Here is a 16,551-nt window from a genome sequence, read left to right as displayed (position 1 = left end):
CACTGAAAATTTTTCTCAATCAAATGAAAAAACAAATTAATTTTTTACAAAACGCAACTTTTTGAACCAAAAATATTTATATTCAGAGAATAATGCGTGATTTTTAAAATTTGAAGAAATTTTTTGTTGAAATTCTTCAAATTGAACTGAAAACTGGGGCGTGAACATTGGATGAAGCGAACGCCTGACCTGTAATACCTCTTGCGATTTCTGGGGTACACAAAACTTAAAAAGACCAGAGCAAAGAGCAGGGGCAGAGTTTTGGACAAATTCCTGGAAACAAATGTGCATTCATCATGGTACATAGGGCACCTGGTGGGCGTAAAATAAAAATGCCTCCACTAGAACTGGCGAGGCTCCTTAGTTTAGTTAAGAGTTGTGGAGGCAGGAATTCAAAAAAAGTGATTTTGGAAATCCCTCACCATACCGCAAGGTTGGTGAGCCAGAAAATGAATAAATGCTTATGATACTCCGAAAACAGCCTTTAGTTGGTTGGTGGAAAACCGTAAGCCAAGTATTGCGGTATCTTAAACAAATTGCTGCGTCTGCCAAAACTCTGAACGTGTCTTTCACCATTCTTTACATATCGCAACTATCTAATTCAGTTGAGAGTCCGTTGTAATTTGTACAATGCAGCTGTGACTTGGATTTTGTCCAGATTGTGGCTCCTTTATAAAATTGATGAGCATTTCGACTTCTGTGCTGAGTGAACTGCTACAGGCTCTACCCCACCTGAGACCTCAAATATATTTCAAGGCTTCACTAACGGCGCTTTCCCACGCGATGGAAGACCAGGTGTTGGCTGCTACTTTGGAGCAGCCTCTAGTCATTGCGAGCTTCCAAAGAGAGCGATTTTACCGTCAAGAAGCTCATCGATATCAGCGGCTTGCTCAGCGTAGTAATCAAATATACGTATTATCAGCACCCGAAACGGATTTTACCAACAGTTCGGAACATTATGAGAAAGTAGCTTTTGAACCAGATGATGGCTTAACTCAAGAATGGCACTTGATAGTCATTGCCCAAAACTATGCAACTTGCTTGGTTTGCCGGGAGAGCATAGGTTCTGTTAGCAAAAATCAGCAACTACGGGAGATCAGTCCAAGTTTAGATATGGACACGGCGCGTAGGTTTGAAGGAATTTGGACAGCAGAACGGGGAGTAAGTCTCAAAGCAGCTGAATTATTATTAGACAGGATTTTGGTTTACAGACCAGAACTGGCAGACAAAATTCAGCAAGCACGCTTGAGATTTGGGATAAGCGAGAATACAAGCGAAACAAAAGTACAATCGCCAAACGAATATGCCTGCGACATAGACACTGACCCATTTGTGCAGCGTTTGGTGACTTACCTCCAAGCTAGTCAGTACAAATTGCACAAAGCATACCGTTCCATCGCGGCTCAAGCACGGAAGGAGCGTTTGGTCAATACGATTAGCACCGCGATCAGGCGATCGCTCGACCCCCACGAAATTCTCCAAATCGCAACCCAAGAACTAGGACAAAACTTAGAGGCTAGTCGCTGTCTAATCTACCGCGCTCAAGAGACAGAAGCCAAAGCCTTGATTGAACATGAATTTTTGCGTCCAGGTGTGTCATCTTTGTTGGAAAAAACCTGGTCGTTGGAAAACAATCCCTTATTCAGGGAAGTTGTCCTCCAAAACCAAGGAATTTATTTGACTGATACTCATACGGACGTTCGCATTACCAGTTCTAAAGAACTTGGGGAACTCGTCAAAAAGTATGATATTCGTTCTTGGCTGATGGAACCGGTATTCTACCAGGGGCGATTATTGGGTATCGTTGAACTGCACTACTGCAACGAAATTTTACACGATTGGCAATCAGGGGATTTGGACTTGGTAGAAGCTATTGCCACCCAAGTGGGAGCCGCCCTTATTCAAGCAGAAGCTTATGCTAACTTAGAAGATCTTAACAAACAGTTGGAAGCCCTTGACCGCACTCGCAGCAACTTGATAGCTATTACTGGACACGAACTTCGCACCCCCTTGTCTACCATTCAGGTATGCTTAGAAAGTCTTGCTAGCGAACCGGATATGCCGTTAGAGTTGCAGCAGGTGATGCTAAACACTGCTCTTTCTGACTCAGAACGAATGCGCAAACTCATACAAGATTTCCTGACGCTTTCCAATCTAGAAAGCGGTCGTGTGGAATGGCATCCAGAATCCCTTACTTTACAAGAGTGTGTGGATTTGTCATTAAGTCGCATTCGCACCCGATTTGCTTCGCAAAAGGTGCCCCAAATTACAATTCAACTGGCAAAAAACCTCCCTTTGGTCAAAGCTGATGGAGATTGGCTGGTGGAGGTGCTGGCAAAACTCGTAGACAATGCTTGCAAATTTACACCAGCAGACGGGCAGATCACCATTAAAGGTGAACGCAACCGAAAGAAAATGGTTGAAGTGACTGTGGCAGACACTGGACGCGGTATTGAATCACATCTTCTAGAAATCGTTTTTGACCGCTTCTATCAAGAAGAAGGAGCGCTGCGGCGTACCGCTGGTGGCACAGGTCTTGGCCTAGCAATTTGCCGCCAAATTGTCAATGGGTGGGGTGGAGAAATTTGGGCAAAATCAAATGGCAAAAACCAGGGCAGTCAGTTTCACTTCACCATACCGATAATTTCGAGTAGTAAGGAGCAAAAGTCCTCAAAAGTCAAGAGTAAAAAGTCCTTTATTTCAGCTAAAGACTCATAAATAATGATTAATAGACTAATAACTGTTACAGACTATAACGCGATCGCAACATGACCCTTGTTGCAGTGATAGGATGCCGTAAAAACGTTGAGAGAAACTTTATGGCAGAAAAACTTTCTGGACAAACTCCGGTATTTGGTGGCAGCACTGGCGGCTTGCTTAAGAAAGCAGAACTGGAAGAAAAGTACGCCATCACTTGGACTAGCCCCAAAGAGCAACCATTTGAACTGCCAACAGGCGGTACCGCCATTATGCGCCAAGGTGAAAACGTGCTGTATTTGCCTCGTAAGGAGTACGGCATCTATTTGGGCGGTCAGGTATTGCGGAAATTGAAAATTACAGACTACAAAGTTTACCGGATTTATCCTAACGGAGAAACTCAGGCTATACACCCGGCTGATGGTACTTTCCCAGAAAAAGTGAAGGAAGGTCGTGATAAAGTACGTTATGTAAACCGCAATATCGGTGCAAATCCCAGTCCTGCTCAAGTTAAGTTTAGCGGGACAGCTACTTACGACGCTTAGCACTATTTACTAAAAATAAGAAAATTAGGGATTGGGAAGCGCGGAAAGTAAAAAGTGAAACAGTTCTTAAGGCGAGTTTATCCCGCCTTAGGAACTGTTGAACCCGCAAGGTTAAAAACACTCTTGTTTAACAGTGAACAGTGAACAGTGAGTCCAGTGCTGCAGGAGGGTTTCCCGACAGAGGCATCTGGCGGAGCGCGTTAGCTCCGGCTCCCTTAGGGGCTAGCGGAACCGGAGGTTCTCCCCGGAGGGTGAACAGTGAACACTAAACAGTGAACACTAAACAATTGATAACTGATAACTGGTAATTGATAACTGGTTTAACTTTTGCCTATGAGACTTTGACTTTGGCTATACCCAGTCCCTATCTACATTTTCAGCAATGCTGTGGGCAAACTTGCAGCCCGTAAAATCGCATGGGATTAACTGTCATTGTCTGTTAAATCTCAGGCTCAATTCCTGCTGTCCTGAGTTGTGCAGCTAACCGTTCTGCTCGTTCTGAACCCCAGAGTAACCGACTATTGGGTAAACCAGCTCGCGTGCCAACCATTTGGGTTCATAGCCGTGATCTCAGAAGCGTAGCGGTTAAAGTCTCTAACGTTGAAAGTTAAGATGTGGGTTAGGCTATGGACTAACATTGAGGCTACAAGCCTAGCATCATGGACATTTACCCCCACTACCCCATACTGTAAAATTAATCGCTTCCACTCTAAATAAATCTCAGGTACATCTGGCAGTACCAAGAACAATCCTTCTAAACGTTCCAGTTCCGTTCTGGCTTCGGCTGTGGTTAAGCCCAAGCCATTTCTTTGCGCAGGGCGTGTTGCACTCCGCCAAAACTCTATAAGATTTTGCGAGGTAATAAAAAGGTCTTCACCTGCTGCTCGTAAAGTTGAGATTGCGTTCAGTGTATCTGCATACATTGGGTGGTGTGGCTGCACACTTAGTAGCAATAAGTTTGTATCTACAAGATAAGTCACCTAAATATTTTCGTCCTCGTCATCATCGTATATTCCTGCCCGACTTAAAGCATACTCTGATAGCAAGGGCGTATCTCGCCTATGGCTCTGTGCCCATTCCCGAAAAGCTGTTATCCACTCATCAGCCGTTACAGTTTTGTAAAATGGTTGCTCCTGTTTTGATTTCATCAACTGCGAAAGCAACGCATCAAAATGTGGCTTAACCACTTCAACAGGGAGCTTAGTTACGTTGGCTAACACCTGTACAACACCTTCTAACTCTTCTCTATCAGCCTCTGGGAGTAATGGTGGTATTTCATTGTTATTATTTCCCACGCTATGAGCTTCCATAAATAATACTTAAATTACTTCCTAGTTTAATTATGGCTGTGAGTGGGCATGAACGCTGTGAACAGCACTTGAAGTTACCAATTTTCGGCGTAAATTTGAAGAGCGGGAATTTGGTAGAGATAAGGCATCATCGAATAAAACTAGCCAGCGTTGACGAGAAAAAAAGCCAACACCGCTACAACACCAGAAGAAGTAGCTAAGTACAAGGCTATAGCAGAAGTTTGGCAAGAAGTAGCGCAAGGGTTAAAGAAAGAAAATCAAGAATAAAAAAAGGATGCAGAAAAATCTGCTCAAAATGTTGTAACAGAAGCGGAATTGGAAAAATACAAAGCAATGGCATCAGAATGGCGAGAAGCTTATCAAAATTCTCAAAAGGAAATTGAGAGGCTCTCAAAAGAATTAGAGAATATTCAACAATCAGTAAAAGATTTTAAAGAATCATTTTTTTTCACTCCGTTATCGTCCGCCTAGGACTATAAGTCCCGCCGCTTATAGGCGAAGTCCATTTTAATGGACTAAACAAGAACACAGCAACTCTGTGTCCCCACTCTTTCTACACCAACGCCGCCACTTTCTCCAACAACCCCTGGAACAACTTCAACCCATCGCTACCGCCCAGCATCGAGTCAGACGCTCTTTCTGGGTGCGGCATCATTCCCAACACGTTTCCTTGACGGTTGCAAATCCCGGCTATGTTGTTCACTGAGCCGTTGGGATTATCTCCCTCGTAGCGAAACAGGACTTGAGCGTTATTTTCAATCTCTGATAATGTAGATTCATCTGCGTAATATTGCCCTTCCCCGTGAGCAATGGGCAAAGTAATAATTTCACCTTTTTGATAACCTTGCGTCCACTGAAGGTCTGTGCGCTCGACTTTCACAGGAACGCGATCGCATATAAAATGCAAATCCCGATTCTTCACCAACGCTCCTGGTAACAACCCTGCCTCAGTTAATACTTGAAAACCGTTGCAAATACCGAGAACAAGTTTGCCCTTTTGAGCGTGTTCAACGACTTGCTGCATAACAGGTGAAAAGCGGGCGATCGCACCACAGCGTAAATAATCCCCGTAGCTAAACCCACCTGGTATAATCATGATATCCACATCAGAAATATCAGTTTCTTGATGCCAAATCATGCGAGTTGGTTGCTGCAGCAAGTCTTTTGTTACATAAGCAACGTCGCGATCGCAATTAGAACCCGGAAAAACAACAACCCCAAATTTCATGTTATTAGTCACTAGTCATTAGTTATTAGGAGCCAGTACTTGATGAGGGTTTCCCGACAGAGGTATCTGGCGTTCATAAGTCATTAGCCAGTAGACATGTGTCATTCCTCGAAGCTTATAAAACCAAGGACGAAGGACAAAGGACTAGTGACTCTGAAAAAACAGATTAATACACTCCCGTCTGTGACTCAACCTCTATTAAATCAAAGCGATAATTTTCTATGACTGGATTTGCAAGCATTTGATCACACATCCGATCTAAGTTCTGACGGGCTGTATCTTCATCGGTTGAGATGAGAGTGACTTCAATGTACTTGCCAATCCGCACCTGCTCAACATCATCGTATCCCATTTGCTTCAGCCCAGATTGTACTGCGACTCCAGCTGGATCTAGAACTGAAGGACGCAGAGTGACAAAAATTTTGGCTAGATACTTCCTTTGCACTGGCTTTCGCTGAATACTGCTAAGCTCATACTATATCTTTCTGTCCCAATTGGGCGACAATAGGAGGACAAGTTATGAGAGTTAAGCTAAAAGTTAAGCAGGAGAATACCTTCAAATAAACTTTTTCAAATAGAATTGGCGTTTTATTACTATACTAATTGTCTATGAGAGCCGTACGCACCCGCAGTCAAGAGCGTATTCTAAACTTGCTTAAAACCATTAAACAAGGCATTTCCGCCCAAGATATTTATGTCGAGTTACGTAACCGTAACCAAAGCATGGGTCTGGCAACAGTTTACCGCTCATTAGAATCCTTAAAACTTGAAGGTCTGGTGCAAGTGCGGACATTGGCTAACGGTGAAGCCCTCTACAACTTAGCCCAGCAAGACAAGCACCACCTGACTTGTCTACAGTGCGGTGCTTCCATCCCGATTAATCAATGTCCCGTCCATGACCTAGAGGGTCAATTACAGTCTACACACAAGTTTAAGATTTTTTACCACACTCTAGAATTTTTCGGTTTGTGTACTCAATGCCAATTAGCTCAAACTGGTGATTAGTCATTAGTCATTAGTCATTAGTCAAGAGTCAAGGGTTCAGAGTTCTCTCCCTGCTCCCCTGCTCCCTTGCTCCCTTGCTCTCCACTCGCCTCATTCTAGCTAGAGCGATGATTATTATTATTTCCTGGAGACACTTCCCCTGTATACGGAATATTTGAGTCAGTTGTTTGACCTTCTGAGACAATCGAGCGTATACCTTCCAAGGTAGCGGGTATGGTGCGCGGATCCATAAACATAACCTTGCTACTATCGCTTTTGCCAATTGTCGCGCCCATATCCATGTAACCCAAGGCAAGCAGAACTTCTAAAGCTTGGTAAGCAACAGGATCATTTTTCATTTTTTGGGCAATGATATCTGCAGATTCGGCGATCGCCTGCGCCTTCAGAACTTGCTGCTGGCGTTCGGCTTGTGCTTTGAGAATGATTGCTTTTTGTTCTGCTTCTGCTTGCAAAATGACCGCTTTTTGACGGGCTTCTGCGTCCAGAACTTGGGCGTCAGCTTTACCTCTGGCGCTATTGACGGCTGATTCGCGATCGCCTTCGGAAGTTAAAATTGCTGCTCGTTTACGACGTTCCGCCGACATTTGCAATTCCATCGACTCCGTAACAGCTTGTGACGGGATAATATCGCGCAGTTCCACCCGCGTCACTTTCACGCCCCAAGGATCAGTTGCAATATCTAAGTCATGCAATAACATTTCATTAATTTGAGAACGGGCGGTAAAAGTTTCATCCAATTCCAATTTGCCCATTTCGGCACGAATTTGAGTCAGCACCAAATTAACCATCGCCGCCTGGAGATTTTCCACTTTGTAGTAGGCTTTCTCCATATCCATAATGCGCCAGTAAACCACTGCATCAGCGGTAATTGACACGTTATCACGGGTGATGCATTGTTGAGGCGGGATATCTAAAACTTTTTCTCGGATAGTTTCGCGGAAGACAACCCGATCAAAAAAGGGAACGAGAAAACTAAGTCCTGGTTCTAACTTTTTGTTATAGCTTCCTAAGCGTTCCACCAAGGCTTCATTTCCCTGATTCACAACTTTGGCAGAACCAGCTAAGGCAGAACCACCTAGAGCGAGAAAAACAAGTAAAAAAAACTGTTCCATAATGAATTTTCCAAATTTTTAACAGTTATCAGTTATCAGTTACCAGTTATCAGTTATCAGTTTGAAGAAGAATTCAGCAATTCTGAATTCAGTATTCAGAAGGAAAAAATAAAGAATTCCAACTTCTGACTCCTGACTCCTGACTCCTGACTCCTGACTCCTTCACTATTCCCTGTTCCCTGTTCACTGTTCCCTGTTCCCTGATTTAACACAGAGAATTACGAGTCCAACAGATTTTCTGGCATTACAATCAAAGTCGTCCCTTCGCGTCCTGTGACGTAAACTCTTTGATTGGGTGAGATACTGAGTTTTTCATCGTCACAACGTGCCCGCCAAGAATTTCCCTCGTATAGCACTCGTCCTGGTTTTCCGGCTGGAATCTCAGTTAAAGTTTCGGCTATAATTGCATGCTGAATTTTCGATCTGCGTTGTGGTAAAGTCAAATATCGACGGGAAAGTACGACTAGGATTGTGGAAAGGAACAGCCAAACCACAATTTGTAGCCATAACTTGCCCAAAATCGCTTGAGACAGAAACGCCACAACCAGGGCGCTAATTCCCATCAACAAGGCAACAAAAGCTGTTGGCGTAAACAGTTCCATCAAACATAGAGCTGACCCTGCCAAAAGCCAAATTAAAGTAGTACTTGGCATAGTGCCATCCTAGACAATAGATTCACACCATCAATGCATTTTTTTGATTAGATACACTCACGCATTGACTCTTTCCAGAAAGCAAAAATTCATTTTTGACAGTAAATTTTGATGACTATTAGCAACAAAAATGTTTAATCAAAAGAACATAATTCCAGTCTATCGTAGCCTTCCAGTGTTTGACAGTCCCACCTTCATTGTTTGAGTAGTAAGTAGTAAAGTTCTCCATTACCACCTGTTACACCAGCACGATCGCCCGCTAAGTTGCCAGTCCCCATAAAATAATCAACCCGTCCTGGACCTTTGATGGCGCTTCCTGTATCTTGATCAAGTACAAAACGGCTTACCTTACGATACTCCAACCCTCCTCCTCTTTTGGGATAAGGAAATGAAGAGTAAATCAGCGCTACCGCCCCTGGAGGCATAACAGACTTATCTGTAGCAATAGACCTCTCTGCGGTGACTGGCACATCTATACTTCCAGTAGGAAGCATACCGTTGGTTTCCTTAAAAAAGATAAAGCGTTCCCAGCGTGGCAGGTATTGATTTAAATCCTGAGGATTTTCGTGGAAATACTTAACTATAGCTGGCATTGTTACTTTTTCTTGGGACAGTTTGCCATCTTTAATGAGTGCCCGCCCGATACTAGTCCAAGGATAATCTGTTCCACCTGCAAAACCAACAGAGGTTTTTGTACCATCGGTAAGCTTGAGTTGGGCAGACCCCTGAATATGTATCATATACGCCTCAAAGCGATCGCGAAACCAAAATAACTCCAAACCGTGCAACGGGCTTCGATCTTTTAGCAAGCCATCTTGTCCTTCCAAATCAATCCGTTTGGGGTGCGGTTTAGCCCACCCATCGAAATCCAGTGGGCGTCCATAAAGGGGATATTTATAAACTGCTGTCGGCGTGCGACTGGCAGTATAAAGCGGCTCGTAGTAAGCAGTAAATTTAACAGTTCCCTTACCGTCATTACCGACCGACTTGTAAAAGACAAATTCCCGATTGACAGCTGCTTGCAATTGTGCAGGAGACTTGGAGTCAACAACCAGTTGACGAAAACGTATTAAGCTACGAAATACGCGATCAAGCGTAATTTCTGTAATGGGGTAATTTTGATACACTGTATTTGCTTTGTTGGTTTGCAAATAACGTAAGCTGTTATCAATTGATGTTAATAGCGCTTGTTTATCGCCTTTTTTACCCTTGCCACCCCAAATTTGTTCATCCCAACCCAAGCATTGGTATGTCACTTGACACGTTTTTCTGTCTGTAACTTTCAGTGGTATTGGCAATTCCTCAACAGATGGTGGCTGTTGTGGTGGTAGTTGCTTGGGGTTGTTTGGAACAGGTACAGATGGTAAGTTAGGAGCTTGAGCAACTGAACAGGTAAGGTTAACCAGAGCAATTCCTAGACTAAAACAAAGCAAAGCAAAAATTTTTCTCATAATTTACTTAATTAACTAAACCGTGTAGTAAGTATACGGAGTGCAAGCGTTATGTTCAAAGTAGGGTGCGCTTCACTTTGTTACCGTGACTGTAGACAAGGAATAATAACGTAAGTTGCTAGTTAGTCCCTAGAAACGGTATATAAGTCATACGAAAACTCCCTTTTGAAGTATTGCAAAATACTATTAATTGAGATCTTGTACTTAAAATCAGGCGTTTTTTGATAACTAGCAACTTGGGTTAATAGAAGTTTGATATAGGATTCCGATTTGATTTTTGACGAAGCTAGGTACAGTTTCCTGTTCCCTGTTCCCTGTTCCCTCTCTCTACGAGTAATTCACCCTTCGGGTTCGCCAGATGCCTACGGAGGGAAACCCTCCTGTAGCACTGGTCTCACCAAGTTAAACCGGATTCCTATATAACTTACACATTTGGGATGTTCCCAAATTAACTCATCGATTTCTCGAAAAATTCCGACTTGCATGATTTCAACGAAAGCGGATAATTTATTGCATAAATCAAAGCTGTACTTAAGCCATGAATTCTATAGAAGATAGTGTTTCTACAAGTTCTCAAACTCCCCTAGTCCACCGTTACCTTTGGGCAACTGGTTCATTAGCCGCCAAAATCCAACCTGGAGGGAAAGTTGGACATCGCTATGACGTCACTAGCTCGAACATTTGGCTAGATACTCAACCAGAACTATTGCCAGACATCCCTGAAGAATTTTCCAAAGAAATTGTGTCTTATCTGCGATTATATCAACACAGATTACATATTCCTCAGGTATATGGGTTGGCTTATGATAATATTCTCCTGTTGGAAAATGTGCCAATAGATGAAACCGGAAATCTCTACCCAGCAATAACAGACGCATGGGAGCAAGCAAAAGCAGTACGACAAGTTTACTGGCTTTTCCAAATTCTCCAACTGTGGAGACCACTATCAGAGTTGGGAGTCGCTGGCAGTTTGCTGATTCCAGATAATTTGCGCGTGCAAGGTTGGTGCGTGCGACTGTTGGAACTTGTAGAAACGCCTGATGACGTGTCTTTACAGCAGTTGGGAAAATGTTGGCAACCTTGGATCGCTGCTGCAAAAACACCAGTAGCACAAGAGTTGAACAACATAGTCCAGCAGATGCGTAGTGAAGAAGCAAATTTAGACTCTATTGCTACTCAACTCAATATTTTACTCCTATCATGTGCAGCAGATTTGCCATTAACCCTAAAGGTGGCAGGATCAACAGATTCAGGTTCACAACAAACGCAAAATGAAGACGCTTGCTACCCTAGTGACGCTGCTGATCCAGATGATTTATTATTACCACAAGTGTCTATTGTTTGTGATGGTATTGGTGGACATCAAGGCGGCGAGGTTGCAAGTCTGCTAGCAGTGCAATCTCTAAAATTGCAACTTCGCGCCTTACTCACAGAGATGAAAGAACAAGCAGACATCTTACCGCCGGACTTAATTCAAAAACAAATAGAGGCAAGTTTGCGAATTGTCAATAATGTGATTTGCAACTGCAATAATCAGCAAAAACGCGAAGGCACCGAACGCATGGGTACAACCCTTGTGATGGCAGTGCAATTACCGCAAATTATCAAAAGTCTCTCTGGTAATGAGTCACAAAATACACATGAACTTTATTTAACTCATGTGGGTGATAGCCGTGCTTACTGGATAACACGCGACTACTGTCAGCTTTTAACAGTAGATGATGATGTCGCAGGGCGGGAAGTCCGTTCTGCTCGTACCCTGTATCGAAAAGCACTGCAACGCCCCGAGGCAACTTCCTTGAGTCAAGGATTAGGCACAAAAGATGGTGAATTTCTGCGTCCTGTGATTCAGCAATTTGTTTTAGAAGAAGACGGTATATTACTGTTGTGTTCTGATGGTTTGAGCGACAATGACTTGGTAGAAAATTCTTGGCGGAACTACGCTGTACCTGTTCTGCAAGGTGAACTTTCCTTGGAAGATGCTGTCCGTCAATGGATTTCATTGGCAAATGAGAAAAATGCTCAGGATAATATCTCAGTGGTTCTGACCCATTGTCGTGTTTCCCCAGATCCTATAGCTTCATTGCTTAGCGGCCTGCGACCTGTAGAAGTTATAGTACCAGAACAACAAGAACAAGAACAACAATCTGAGTTGACACCAAGTTCTCAAGCGCTTCTGGAGTTGCTTGTTTCACAACCACCGCTAACAGACGAAACCCAAACTCCTGGGAAACATCAAAAGAAGAAAAAGTGGTGGTTGTTGCTTGCGGGATTATTGGTTTTGCTTGTGGGTGGTACAAGTTTAGGATTATTTGCTTGGTGGCGACTCAATCCGCGAACATTTCAACAGACATGTCAGCGACTTCCTCTGAAAGTGCAGCGATTTTGTCCTCCGCAGAGGTAAAGACTCGTGGGCGAGTGTTAAGGACTCGTGCTTTGAGTGTTAAAGACTCATGCTTTGAGTGTCAAAGACTCGTCAGCGAGTGTGAGGGGAGATTGTAAGATTTTATTCCACGTCCGCCTGCGAATTAATTCGCAGGCTCATAGGCGCTCAGATCTTGCACCAGTATCAACAACGAGGCAGAGCCTCGATATCTCGTTCCCAGGCTCAGCCTGGGAACGAGGGTTGGGAGGCTCAGCCTCCCGATTATTGAGAATGGTGCAGGATATCAGTTTTAACGGACTTTGCTTATGAGCCTGGGATTTGAATCCCAGGCGGACGCGTGATTATACTATACAGCCCTGGAATTAATTCACCGACGGACGTGGAATAAAATGATTGCTCAATGCCGGTATCACAGCGACAATTCCCTAACCAGCGAGTAAAATCGAAAAAATATCTCTGAAACCATCAATTTCCAAATCATTTTATGGCTTTTTGGCGCATTTATTATCATCTCGTTTGGGCAACGAAAGAACGCCAGCCTTTAATTACACCTGATAGAGAAACGGAACTTTATAATTACATTATTCACAAATCAGATAATCTTAATTGTATCATTCACGCTATCGGCGGCATCGAAGACCATATTCATTTAATTGCTTCAATCCCTCCTAGTTTATCCATCGCTGAATTTGTCAAAAATATTAAAGGTAGTAGCGCCCATTTATTAAATAAAAATTATCGGCTGTCCGAAAACTCTATAAATTCTATTTCCTTTAGCTGGCAACGAGGATATGGTGTCTTGTCGTTAGGTAGCAAGCAGTTAGAACAAGCTGTTTCCTATGCAAAAAATCAAAAAAATCATCATTCCCTAGGTACGGCTATGACTTCTTTAGAAAAATATGACGATGAGGAGTAATCCTATTCCTTTTCTACATATAGGACTCATATTTGATTTTTGCTAAGCTAGGTAAACTTTGTGTTGCCTGTTGCCTGTTGCCTGTTGCCTGTTGCCTGTTGCCTGTTCCCTACCTCATAAAAAAATCTGGATAATTGACATCCTCCAGCCACTGAGCGGAGTACGGTAGAGCGTGGGGCGATAACTCTTCATGACAGCAGTTTTCTGCTTTGGTGGGCATTGGCACCTCGCTGTTGAAAATATTTCCAGCAGCGAGCCGCTTTTCTCTATTTATGCGAATTCGTAACAGGTTCATGATCTGTGCAATTCTCTTTCAACTCAGGATGCACCGCGCACGGCAATAGTTTCTCGCCACTGAAATACTTGCAACCAGTGCACCCAATCGGAACCGTTAATTTTGCTGGAGGAACATCGCTGAAGGTAATGAGCTGTTGCTGAGTTCTTGATCGGAAATTATCAGCGATCGCCATTGATGTCCCCACCATCATCATTCCGCCCCCAATTGCACCTGTGCCAGCGAATAAAATGTTTTGTAACACTGGTTGCTGATCTTCCCAAAGTTTGGCTACTCTGTTTGCAGCAATACCTACTATTCCAGCTGCGCTAGTGGCAACCCCGACGGCAATTGAAATTGAACCGAACACACCTAAGACTACTGATGATATCTCTGCTATTTCATCCCTTCTCAGCATAATTATGCCTCATTAATTGGTTGATGTAACTGTCGGGAATCGCACCCGACATGGAGTTTGGTTACTCACGCTGCGGTTAAGCGATACAGTCTCTTGTCTTGTAACACATCTACTTTTGTCCTAACACCGGATCAGTGGTGTCGATTTTTATATTTGATCGCAGAAATTAGTCAGCATAACTAGGACTTACAGATTGACAGAAAATACCAAATATAAGGGTATGGCTTTGGGGCATTCAAACCTGATTTTTCGATGATCTTAAGCGCGTTCGCCAACCATCTGGCGGTAATTGTCAAAAGTCTGGAATGAGCAAATTATACTACACACATGATGCCCTTTTTGTACAGTGCGTAAGTCCTAATCATTTAATATTTCACCGAATCTTTAAGGTTTTCAACATAAAAAAATATTAACTAAGTTATTAACTTGACGTAAAAAGAGATACATTTTGAGCAGAAACATAAATCAACCCAGGTAGTTTCTAGTATGATTATTTCTGATTTAAGCCATTTGGAACCGATTTCTGAATTTACTGACATTCTAGGAGGAGGTGCTGGAGCCGCAGTGGGTACTACGGCAGTAGCGACTGGTACCACAACCTCCACCAAAAGTATTGGTTACACGACCGCCAACCCCCTGCCTTGGGGTGGCAGTTACGCACTTGGTTTGGGTTATGCTCAAGCAGTAGGAACTGGAAACAATCCTACAGCTACAACCACTGCTTCTGGGGCAGGTCAAGGTGATATCGTCCTAGTCATTCCAGGAACTGTTAACTATAATCGTGGTTCTTCGGCTGTGAGTAAATCTGGTGTTTTGGTACTTGCACTTGACCTTCCTTGACATTGAGACTAGCGTTTTCAAGGTGGTGGAAACTACTTTTTTTGGTAGTCAACCAACATCTACTTAAGCTTTTACGTGGAAATAAAATACCAGCCGTGTTTAATGGTAAGGCGTTGATGTCGAGAAATCACTTGTCTGACGGCTGGTATTTTATTTTTGTGGTTCCTCCTTAGCTGATTTTCTATGACTGATTATTTATCCAATTAGACAGATAAAACTTTTATGCCACTAGCGGTATGAATTAAAATGTAAATTTTTGTAAAACAGCTATTAGTTAAAAAATAAAAATTCTGTTTATGCAACTAGCTAACAAAGTAGCACTGATCACTGGAGCAGGTTCAGGTATGGCTAAAGCAACAGCAAAGTTATTTGCTCAAGAAGGTGCAAAAGTTGCTGCTCTAGGTCATACAAAGGACGAACTAGAAAAAACCGTCGCTGAAATTCGCCAGTCTAATGGTGAAGCAATAGCGCTAGTTGCTGATGTTTCTGATCCACAAGAAATGCAACAAGCCACCCAACAAGTTGTAGATAAGTGGGGACGCTTGGATATCGTCTTTGCTAACGCTGGTATTAATGGTGTATGGGCACCTATTGACGAACTGGCACCCGAAGAGTGGGATAAAACAATCAATGTTAATTTAACAGGAACATTTCTCACAATAAAATACGCAGTGCCTTACTTGAAAAAGCAGGGCGGCTCTGTGATTGTTACCTCATCTGTGAACGGTACGCGTATGTTTAGCAATAGTGGCGCTACTGCTTATTGTTGTACAAAAGCAGCACAAGTAGCCTTGACAAAAATGCTAGCTTTGGAGCTAGCTCAAAACCGTATTCGTGTTAATGTTATTTGTCCTGGTGCTATTGATACAAGTGTTGACGATAACACTAAAAAACGAGATTTAGAAGGCCTTCGAGAACCTGTTGAATTTCCTGAAGGAAAAATTCCCTTAACTGATGGTAAACCAGGAACGTCACAGCAGGTGGCACAACTGGTTCTGTTTTTAGCCTCAGACGCTTCGAGTCATATCACTGGTACCGAAGTTTGGATTGATGGAGCAGAATCTTTATTGAAAGCTTAGAAAAAACTGTTTTCCTCAACGTAGCAGATTGCTCTATCTGATTTGTCAGTTAAATTTAGTAAAGTTTTGTTGCAACTTCTTAACCTTTGGCGTAATCTCAACGGGCGTGAGTGAAGACTGAGGATAATTGTTTCGAGTGACTAATGTTTCCTCGTAAAATTCTCTTTTAACTTGTCGCCGTAAGTCCCCCGCTATAGCGATACTCCGTTTAGCGCGGGGAGAGGCGGCGGACGGCGACGATTGCATCTTTGAAAAATTCTTTTTGTAGGAAAGACAGAGAAAAGATGCATGTTAGCGGAGCGGCGCGTTAGCGCGGAGTTGTCAATCTCTCCGGAATAAAACTAGTCAACGTTGTAGACTTATATTGGTTGATGACCCACCTGATTGTGACGCCCAGACAGGCTAATTCCGAAGTAGCGTATCAAAGGCAGGTGCTAAGAAAGCGGGAAGCCCTCCGGGTTCGGGGGTTCGCAATCGAGGCTCACCGCCAAGACTGCGACCCCCGAACCGCCCTCCGGCGTTTACAAGTCGGGGAACTCTAGCCGAGCACTGCCTCCGCTTGCCGCAGAAAGTTCAAAGTTCAGGGAAGTGCGATTCGTTGCTTAGTGAATCACGGTAATCAGCCCGTACATAACTA

Annotated in this window: 16 protein-coding genes; 8 read left to right on the top strand and 8 right to left on the bottom strand. The window is 43.3% G+C overall.

Translation table 11 applies throughout. The features are described 5' to 3' along the window. Positions 1–681 precede the first annotated feature (681 nt). On the top strand, positions 682–2,718 hold the full coding sequence (locus AC5JM2_RS06585; protein ID WP_495834102.1) for a DICT sensory domain-containing protein: 2,037 nt from the start codon (positions 682–684) through the stop codon (positions 2,716–2,718). Positions 2,719–2,819: 101 nt separating this feature from the next. Next, on the top strand, positions 2,820–3,242 hold the full coding sequence (psaD, locus tag AC5JM2_RS06580; protein ID WP_495834101.1) for a photosystem I reaction center subunit II: 423 nt from the start codon (positions 2,820–2,822) through the stop codon (positions 3,240–3,242). A 518-nt stretch (positions 3,243–3,760) separates the two neighbouring features. Here the strand turns inward: psaD and AC5JM2_RS06575 are convergent. Both AC5JM2_RS06575 and AC5JM2_RS06570 read right to left on the bottom strand, forming a co-directional pair. Further along, on the bottom strand, positions 3,761–4,222 hold the full coding sequence (locus AC5JM2_RS06575; RefSeq protein WP_495834100.1) for a type II toxin-antitoxin system VapC family toxin: 462 nt from the start codon (positions 4,220–4,222) through the stop codon (positions 3,761–3,763). Then, positions 4,223–4,552, bottom strand: a complete 330-nt coding sequence (locus AC5JM2_RS06570; protein ID WP_495834099.1) for a hypothetical protein — start codon at positions 4,550–4,552, stop codon at positions 4,223–4,225. A gap of 315 nt (positions 4,553–4,867) precedes the next feature. On the opposite strand from AC5JM2_RS06570, the gene AC5JM2_RS06565 reads away from it, so the two are divergent. Beyond that, positions 4,868–5,023 (top strand): hypothetical protein, encoded by a 156-nt coding sequence (locus AC5JM2_RS06565; protein ID WP_495834098.1) that lies wholly within the window; start codon positions 4,868–4,870, stop codon positions 5,021–5,023. A gap of 82 nt (positions 5,024–5,105) precedes the next feature. Here AC5JM2_RS06565 and purQ read toward each other — a convergent pair whose 3' ends face one another. Together purQ and purS are read right to left on the bottom strand one after the other, a co-directional pair. Then, positions 5,106–5,780 (bottom strand): phosphoribosylformylglycinamidine synthase subunit PurQ, encoded by a 675-nt coding sequence (gene purQ, locus AC5JM2_RS06560; protein WP_495834140.1) that lies wholly within the window; start codon positions 5,778–5,780, stop codon positions 5,106–5,108. A gap of 166 nt (positions 5,781–5,946) precedes the next feature. Next, positions 5,947–6,225 (bottom strand): phosphoribosylformylglycinamidine synthase subunit PurS, encoded by a 279-nt coding sequence (purS, locus tag AC5JM2_RS06555; protein WP_210612307.1) that lies wholly within the window; start codon positions 6,223–6,225, stop codon positions 5,947–5,949. Positions 6,226–6,389: 164 nt separating this feature from the next. Between purS and AC5JM2_RS06550 the strand changes: the two genes are divergently transcribed. After that, a complete protein-coding gene (locus tag AC5JM2_RS06550; protein ID WP_495834097.1) occupies positions 6,390–6,785 on the top strand; it encodes a Fur family transcriptional regulator in 396 nt (131 codons plus the stop codon). Positions 6,786–6,880: 95 nt separating this feature from the next. On the opposite strand, the gene AC5JM2_RS06545 is transcribed toward AC5JM2_RS06550, so the two are convergent. The 3 genes from AC5JM2_RS06545 to mltA form a co-directional block, all read right to left on the bottom strand. Further along, positions 6,881–7,897: an SPFH domain-containing protein gene (locus AC5JM2_RS06545; protein ID WP_495834096.1), complete on the bottom strand. Its 1,017-nt coding sequence runs from the start codon at positions 7,895–7,897 to the stop codon at positions 6,881–6,883. A 218-nt stretch (positions 7,898–8,115) separates the two neighbouring features. Next, positions 8,116–8,550, bottom strand: a complete 435-nt coding sequence (locus AC5JM2_RS06540; RefSeq protein WP_495834095.1) for an NfeD family protein — start codon at positions 8,548–8,550, stop codon at positions 8,116–8,118. A 194-nt stretch (positions 8,551–8,744) separates the two neighbouring features. Next, positions 8,745–10,001, bottom strand: coding sequence for a murein transglycosylase A (gene mltA / locus AC5JM2_RS06535; RefSeq protein WP_495834094.1), 1,257 nt, complete (start codon positions 9,999–10,001; stop codon positions 8,745–8,747). A gap of 538 nt (positions 10,002–10,539) precedes the next feature. On the opposite strand from mltA, the gene AC5JM2_RS06530 reads away from it, so the two are divergent. Further along, entirely contained in the window at positions 10,540–12,405 is a 1,866-nt protein-coding gene (locus AC5JM2_RS06530; protein WP_495834093.1) for a protein phosphatase 2C domain-containing protein, read from the top strand. A 466-nt stretch (positions 12,406–12,871) separates the two neighbouring features. Continuing rightward, positions 12,872–13,303, top strand: coding sequence for an IS200/IS605 family transposase (gene tnpA / locus AC5JM2_RS06525; RefSeq protein WP_495834092.1), 432 nt, complete (start codon positions 12,872–12,874; stop codon positions 13,301–13,303). A gap of 266 nt (positions 13,304–13,569) precedes the next feature. On the opposite strand, the gene AC5JM2_RS06520 is transcribed toward tnpA, so the two are convergent. Then, positions 13,570–13,995 (bottom strand): hypothetical protein, encoded by a 426-nt coding sequence (locus tag AC5JM2_RS06520; protein WP_495834091.1) that lies wholly within the window; start codon positions 13,993–13,995, stop codon positions 13,570–13,572. A 486-nt stretch (positions 13,996–14,481) separates the two neighbouring features. On the opposite strand from AC5JM2_RS06520, the gene AC5JM2_RS06515 reads away from it, so the two are divergent. Beyond that, positions 14,482–14,835, top strand: coding sequence for a hypothetical protein (locus tag AC5JM2_RS06515; protein ID WP_495834090.1), 354 nt, complete (start codon positions 14,482–14,484; stop codon positions 14,833–14,835). Positions 14,836–15,131: 296 nt separating this feature from the next. Then, positions 15,132–15,914, top strand: a complete 783-nt coding sequence (locus tag AC5JM2_RS06510) for an SDR family oxidoreductase (RefSeq protein ID WP_495834089.1) — start codon at positions 15,132–15,134, stop codon at positions 15,912–15,914. The last annotated feature ends 637 nt before the right edge of the window (positions 15,915–16,551 follow it).

The sequence above is a fragment of the Brasilonema angustatum genome (assembly GCF_059505445.1).
The sequence above is the reverse complement of the archived record's forward strand: the minus strand, read 5'-3'. Positions and strand labels throughout refer to the sequence as shown.

What these genes read in the sequence shown, in the direction of transcription:
- AC5JM2_RS06520 (WP_495834091.1), bottom strand. Translation starts at nt 13,995, where the DNA reads ATGCTGAGAAGGGATGAAATAGCAGAGATATCATCAGTAGTCTTAGGT.
- mltA (WP_495834094.1), bottom strand. Translation starts at nt 10,001, where the DNA reads ATGAGAAAAATTTTTGCTTTGCTTTGTTTTAGTCTAGGAATTGCTCTG.
- psaD (WP_495834101.1), top strand. Translation starts at nt 2,820, where the DNA reads ATGGCAGAAAAACTTTCTGGACAAACTCCGGTATTTGGTGGCAGCACT.
- AC5JM2_RS06530 (WP_495834093.1), top strand. Translation starts at nt 10,540, where the DNA reads ATGAATTCTATAGAAGATAGTGTTTCTACAAGTTCTCAAACTCCCCTA.
- AC5JM2_RS06540 (WP_495834095.1), bottom strand. Translation starts at nt 8,550, where the DNA reads ATGCCAAGTACTACTTTAATTTGGCTTTTGGCAGGGTCAGCTCTATGT.
- tnpA (WP_495834092.1), top strand. Translation starts at nt 12,872, where the DNA reads ATGGCTTTTTGGCGCATTTATTATCATCTCGTTTGGGCAACGAAAGAA.
- AC5JM2_RS06515 (WP_495834090.1), top strand. Translation starts at nt 14,482, where the DNA reads ATGATTATTTCTGATTTAAGCCATTTGGAACCGATTTCTGAATTTACT.
- AC5JM2_RS06585 (WP_495834102.1), top strand. Translation starts at nt 682, where the DNA reads ATGAGCATTTCGACTTCTGTGCTGAGTGAACTGCTACAGGCTCTACCC.
- AC5JM2_RS06570 (WP_495834099.1), bottom strand. Translation starts at nt 4,552, where the DNA reads ATGGAAGCTCATAGCGTGGGAAATAATAACAATGAAATACCACCATTA.
- AC5JM2_RS06510 (WP_495834089.1), top strand. Translation starts at nt 15,132, where the DNA reads ATGCAACTAGCTAACAAAGTAGCACTGATCACTGGAGCAGGTTCAGGT.
- purQ (WP_495834140.1), bottom strand. Translation starts at nt 5,780, where the DNA reads ATGAAATTTGGGGTTGTTGTTTTTCCGGGTTCTAATTGCGATCGCGAC.
- AC5JM2_RS06545 (WP_495834096.1), bottom strand. Translation starts at nt 7,897, where the DNA reads ATGGAACAGTTTTTTTTACTTGTTTTTCTCGCTCTAGGTGGTTCTGCC.
- AC5JM2_RS06550 (WP_495834097.1), top strand. Translation starts at nt 6,390, where the DNA reads ATGAGAGCCGTACGCACCCGCAGTCAAGAGCGTATTCTAAACTTGCTT.